This is a genomic window from Deferrisoma palaeochoriense, from assembly GCF_054656955.1.
Window position 1 is genome coordinate 1 of the sequence record NZ_BAAHXI010000113.1, and the last position, 5,552, is coordinate 5,552.

General features: G+C 70.9%; 3 protein-coding genes and 4 tRNA genes. 1 reads left to right on the top strand and 6 read right to left on the bottom strand.

Translation table 11 applies throughout. From position 1 onward, the window contains the following. Nucleotides 1–92 precede the first annotated feature (92 nt). The 6 genes from ACYQ8L_RS17900 to ACYQ8L_RS17925 all read right to left on the bottom strand — a co-directional run bounded on the left by ACYQ8L_RS17900 (nt 93) and on the right by ACYQ8L_RS17925 (nt 3,379). Nucleotides 93–168: transfer RNA gene (locus ACYQ8L_RS17900), tRNA-Thr, on the bottom strand. A 19-nt stretch (nt 169–187) separates the two neighbouring features. After that, nucleotides 188–264: transfer RNA gene (locus ACYQ8L_RS17905), tRNA-Gly, on the bottom strand. A gap of 14 nt (nt 265–278) precedes the next feature. Further along, nucleotides 279–363 (bottom strand) — tRNA-Tyr (locus ACYQ8L_RS17910). A gap of 25 nt (nt 364–388) precedes the next feature. Continuing rightward, nucleotides 389–464 (bottom strand) — tRNA-Thr (locus ACYQ8L_RS17915). A 217-nt stretch (nt 465–681) separates the two neighbouring features. After that, complete coding sequence (locus tag ACYQ8L_RS17920) at nt 682–1,632, bottom strand: hypothetical protein (RefSeq protein WP_459943187.1); 951 nt, start codon at nt 1,630–1,632, stop codon at nt 682–684. Between the two features lie 253 nt (nt 1,633–1,885). Beyond that, nucleotides 1,886–3,379: an HD domain-containing protein gene (locus tag ACYQ8L_RS17925; protein ID WP_459943188.1), complete on the bottom strand. Its 1,494-nt coding sequence runs from the start codon at nt 3,377–3,379 to the stop codon at nt 1,886–1,888. Between the two features lie 35 nt (nt 3,380–3,414). On the opposite strand from ACYQ8L_RS17925, the gene ACYQ8L_RS17930 reads away from it, so the two are divergent. Next, nucleotides 3,415–5,552 (top strand): Rne/Rng family ribonuclease (locus ACYQ8L_RS17930; RefSeq protein ID WP_459943189.1); only part of this gene is annotated, 2,138 nt, incomplete at its 3' end.

Here is a 5,552-nt window from a genome sequence, read left to right on the forward strand (position 1 = left end):
GCGGTCTCTCCTCGTCAACTTTAGTTCCGTCAGCCAGACAAACAAAAACCGCCCGACCACCGCGGGGCGGGCCGGGGGAGTGAGAGCAATGCTGGAGCCCACGACCGGACTTGAACCGGTGACCTCTTCCTTACCAAGGAAGTGCTCCACCGCCTGAGCTACGTGGGCTCACGAACCTATATCAAAATGGAGCGGGAGACGGGTCTCGAACCCGCGACCCTCAGCTTGGAAGGCTGATGCTCTAGCCAACTGAGCTACTCCCGCTACCGGGCAGAAAGTGGTGGTGGGGGGAGGATTCGAACCTCCGAAGGCATCGCCGGCAGATTTACAGTCTGCTCCCTTTGACCGCTCGGGAACCCCACCACAGATTGCCTGGAGTCGCTTTCGTTGGAGCTGGCGGTGGGACTCGAACCCGCAACCTGCTGATTACAAGTCAGCCGCTCTGCCAGTTGAGCTACGCCAGCCGGAGTCCACAGGGGCGCAACACCCCCCGCAGAAGGAACGGCGATGCTAGACGAACCCGATCGCGGTGTCAAGTCGCCGATCGGGCATTTTTTTGACCCCGTCATATCCACCGGAGAGGGCCGCCGCGGGCGCCGCTCCCGCGCCAGGTCCCGGGGGCGAAACGGGCGGTTCCGCGAGCAGGATCCCCCGCACGGCAGGTCCCCGGGGCCCGGCGCGCTACGAACCCTCCCCCCGGATTCGATCGAGGTGGGCCTCAAACACCTCCGGCGCCATCTCCCGCATCTGCCGACGCACCGTGGCCCGCAGGCGTGTCGGGACCCCGGCGGCGGGTTCCGAGAGGGCGAGCCCCAGAAAGAACGCCCTCGGACCGGGTTCCCCGGAACTCAGCCGCTTGAACCGCTCGTACCGCGCCGCGATCTCCCCGGCCGTGAGGGGCCCGTACCGCGGGAACCACCCCGCCTCGTAGAGCCCCACCGCCCACCACGGTCCCCCCCAGGGCGCCGCCCGGGCCACCTCGGCCCGGGCCGGCCCCAAGGCCGCATCCTCCACCTCCCAGGACGAGTCCGGGGCCAACCCGAACCCCTCCCGGTAGGCCGCCCGCCCGGCCCGCTCCCAGCCTTGGAGGACCCGGGCGTCCCCCAGGGCGAGCCAGACCAGGGGCTCCTCCGGGACCCGCCGGACCCACTCCTCGAGCGCCGGCGCGGCCTCGGCCGGGTGCCCCGCCCAGGCTAGGAACACCGCCCACGGGAGCCCCTCGGCAAGGGGGGCGGCCGGATGAGCCCGGGCCAGGGGGGCGAACCGCCCGGCCAGGGCCCGGACGAGACCCCGCCGGGCCGAGGGCCTTCGATCCAGGGCGGAGCACCCGGTGCGACCCTCCCGGAGGGCCCGGCACAGCCGCAGCGTTCCGGGCCCCTCCGCCTCCGAAGCCTCGGGCAGCCGCCCCCGAATCCACCCGAGGGCCTCCCGGAGTTCGGCCGTGCCCGGGCCGGGCCGCCGCCGCTCCTGCCCCTCGAGGTCCTCGGCGGCCCCCGCCAGGTCGAGTCGCCCCAACCGGGCCCAGCCCCGGTGCAGAAGGGCGTCCGCATCGGCAAAGAGGTCGAGTTGGCGCATGGAGAGGAAACCCCGGTCTTCGGTCGTCGGTCGTCGGTCCTCGGTCACGGCCCGCATTCGTGACCCACCCCGTGGCGTGAGGGCCCACGCGCGGCTCTCTTGCTATTACTCCGGCGGTTAAATCGACACGGTCGGGGGCATGGGGCCTGCTGGAGCGCCGGGCGTGGCTCCTACAGTGGCCGGATGCCGCACTCGCGCCCGGCCGGAACCAGTCCCCCACCCACCGCCGGCGATGCCTCTAAAGGTCCGGTGGCCAAATAGGCATGACCCGGCGAGTTCCTTGCGCGCCTCCACCGGCGCCGGGTTGATATCAGGTCCGCTCCCGGAGGCGGCGCACCAGGGCCAGGGCCTCGTTCCGGGTCGCCACCTCCCCCCGGGCCTCGGCCTCGGCCACCTGGCGCAAGAGCCTCCCCACCTCCGGCCCCGGCGGAACCCCCAACTCCACCAGGTCGCGCCCCCTGAGGAGCGGCGGGATCTCCTCCTCGTCCCGTTTCCGCCAGTACAGCGCCAGGACCTCGGCCGCGGTGCGCTCCACCGCCTCCCGGTGGGGAGAATCCTCTCCCGTAGCCCGCTCGTCGGCCACCGCCAGGAGCACCGCCTCCGGGGTCTCGGCGCGCAGGTCCCTGAGGTACCGCAGGCGGGCCCGCTCCGTGGGCGGGGTTTGGCGGGAAAGCTGGAACAGCCTGAGGTGGGCGGCCACGACCCTCTGGGCCGCCCCGCGGGCCCTGCGCCCCACCCGCAGCCTGGCCAGGAGCCCCCGCACGAGGTGCCCGCCCCGAGTCTCGTGCCCCGTGAACCGCCGCCGGGTCCCCTCGTCGACGGCGCACTCCGGTTTGGCCAGGTCGTGGAGGTAGGCTGCCATCACGAGGAGTGCCCGCCGGGTGATCCCGGCCTCCAGTTCCTCGGCCAGGTGTTCCCTGAGCCGCCCGGGCTCGGGGATCCAGCCCTCCCCGGCCGCGAGGCGCGCCGCTTCCTCGGCCGTTCTCAGGGCGTGCTCCCAGAGGTCGTGACGATGGTAGTCTCCCTGGTCGAATCCCCGCCAGGCCTCGACAAAGGGAAACAGGGCGGCGAGAACCCCATCCTCGGCCATGCGCCGGAGCGCGCCGGCACCGGCGGGGAGGTCCAGCGTGGCGAAGAGCTCCGTGCGCACCCGCTCAGGGGCCACCCCGTCGAGCCCCGGCGCCGCCCGGGCGAGCCGCCCCGCAAGCTCCGGGCCGACCCGGAGCCCCAGGGCCGCCGAAAACCGGTAGACCCGCAGCACCCGCAGCGGGTCGGCCTCGAGCACCCCGGGGCCGCAGGCGCGAAGCTCCCCGCGCAGAAGGTCGGCCAGGCCCCCGAGGGGATCCACCAGGGGCCCGCCACCCAGCCGCCAGGCCATGGCGTTCACCGTGAAATCCCGAAGTTCCAGATCCTCCTCCAACGTGGAGGCCCTGAGCGGCACGGCGTCCACGGTCGCGCCCCCCGGGAGGGCCACCCGCCAGGCCCCGCGGCCCTCGTCCAGGGGAAACGGATGTCCGCAGAGACCGCGCGCGAGCTCCTCGGCCACTGGCCTCGCGTCGGGAACCGGGAGGGCCAGGTCCAGATCCGGGGGAAGCGGCCGCCCAAGGGCCACATCGCGCACGGCGCCGCCCACGAGCCAACCCCGCTCCAGCCCGGCCGAGCCGAGGCACCGGAGCACCGTTTGGCCCAGGTCCGAGCCCTCCCATTCCCGCAGCCGGGCTGCCAGCCATCTTTTGGCTTCCGAAAGCTCGGGGGAAATGGTGTATACTGCGGCGTTTTCGGAGTCCGATCGGTTTCGATTCATGCTCGGGAGGCATTCCCGGCCCCTGCGAGGAGCCCATGTCGAAAGTGATGCTTGTCAACGTGGTCAACGAGGAGGAAAGCCGGATCGCCATCGTGGCGGACGGGCTCCTCGAGGAGGTGGCCGTCGAGACGGCCCAGGTGGAACGCCTGGAAGGAAACATCTACAAGGCCCGCATCGTCAAGGTGGTGCCGAGCCTCGACGCCGTGTTCGTGGACTTCGGGGCCGAGAAGAACGGCTTCCTTCCCGTGGACGACATCCACCAGCGGTACTTCCCGGAGGGCAAGCGTGCAACGTCCGCCCTAAGGGTGGGCCAGGAACTGATGGTGCAGGTCCGCAAGGGCGAGACCGGCCAGAAGGGGGCGGCCCTCACCACCTATATCAGCCTGCCGGGCAGGTACTTCGTGCTCATGCCTTACGTGGCCAAGCGGGGCGTCTCCCGGAAGATCGAAGACGAGGCCACCCGCAAGCAACTGCGAGAGGCCCTCGACGCCGCCCAGGTGCCGGAAGAGATGGGCTACATCGTGCGCACCGCCGCCGAAGGGCGCACGAAGCAGGAGCTCACCCGGGACGCCCAATACCTCCTCAGGCTGTGGAAGCGGATCCTCCGGGATTACGAGGAGGCCCCGGCGCCGAGCCTGCTCTACCAGGAATCCGACATCGTGATCCGCACCATCCGCGACTACTTCACCCCCGCCGTGGAAGAGGTGTGGATCGACGACCCCGAGGTGTACGAGCAGGTGCGGCGGTTCTTTCAGGCCGTGATGCCCTGGTACACCCGACGGGTCAAGCTCCACCAGCGGCGCACCCCGATCTTCGCCCGGTACAACGTGGAGCAGCAACTCGCCACCATCTATGAGAAGACGGTGCCGCTTCCCTCGGGCGGTTCCATCGTGATCGAGCAGACCGAGGCCCTGGTGAGCATCGACGTCAACTCCGGCGGCGCCTTCAAGGGTAAGGACATCGAGGAAACCGCGTTCAAGGTCAACGAGGAGGCCGCTCGGGAGGCCGCCCGGCAACTGCGACTCCGGGATCTCGGGGGCCTTATCGTGATCGATTTCATCGACATGCGAAGCGCGGCGAACCGCGCTGCCGTGAAACGCACCCTCCAGAAGGCCCTCAAGGAGGACAAGGCCCGTACCCAGGTGGGCTCCATCTCTCAGTTCGGGCTGTTGGAATTGTCGCGCCAGAGGCTGAAACCCGGCGCGGCCGCGGCGGTGACCCGCCCCTGCTCCACCTGCCGGGGCTCGGGCCGGGTGCGCACGACGGAGAGCTTCGCCCTCGCCATCCTGCGAATGATCCAGGCGGAATTGCCCCGCAAGGAACTCGGGCAGATCCGCGTGGGAGTGCCCCCGGACGTGGCCGCCCTGCTCCTGAACCGGAAACGCCGGAGACTCTCGGAGTGGGAACGGGAGTTCGAGAAATCCATCCAGATTTTCGCGGAGCCCCTCTTAGGCCCCAACGACTACTGTTTCGTCTTCGTCGAGAACGGCAAGCCCCGCACCGAGACCAACGCGGCCGGGGTACCCCAGGAGCTTCTGGCGGTGCAAAAGGGCATTCCGGAGCCCCCGGTACGGGCCCAACGCGCCCCGGCCTATATCCTGATGGAGGACGAACCCGAGGCCGAACCGCCGGCGGAGGAACCGCCCGCTGAGGCGCAACCGGAAGGCGCGTCCCCGACGGAGGAGCCGGCCAAGAAAAAGCGCCGGCGCCGGCGCCGAAAGAAGAAGACCGGGGAGGCGCAGGCGACGCAGGAGACGGCTGAGACTCCACCGGAGGGATCCCCGGCCGACGAGGCCGTCCCCGCGGAGCAGGCCGCGGACGAAGCCGCCCCACCGGAGGAGAGCGGAGCACCGAGCGAAAGTGAGTCGGCGGAAGCCCCGAAGTCCAAGCGAAGGCGACGGCGGCGCTCCAGGAAGAAGAAACCGGCGACCGCGCGGGAAGAAGCGGCCCCGCAGGGCGCCCCCGGGGAGGGGGACACGGGGGAGGCGCGAGCGGATCCCCCCGCGGCCGCAAGCGAGAAGTCTCGACCGGCGGCTTCCGACGAGGGGGCCAAGGACCGGACCGAAACCGCCAAGGCCGTCCCGCAGGAACCGGCGGCGTCCGAGATTCCCGCGGACTCGCACGGCGGTCGAGGGGAAGCCCCGGCCGAGGCCCAGGCCCCTGAAACCGCCGC

Excerpts from the sequence above, each read along its gene's own strand:
- ACYQ8L_RS17925 (WP_459943188.1), bottom strand. The coding sequence starts at position 3,379 with ATGAATCGAAACCGATCGGACTCCGAAAACGCCGCAGTATACACCATT.
- ACYQ8L_RS17920 (WP_459943187.1), bottom strand. The coding sequence starts at position 1,632 with ATGCGGGCCGTGACCGAGGACCGACGACCGACGACCGAAGACCGGGGT.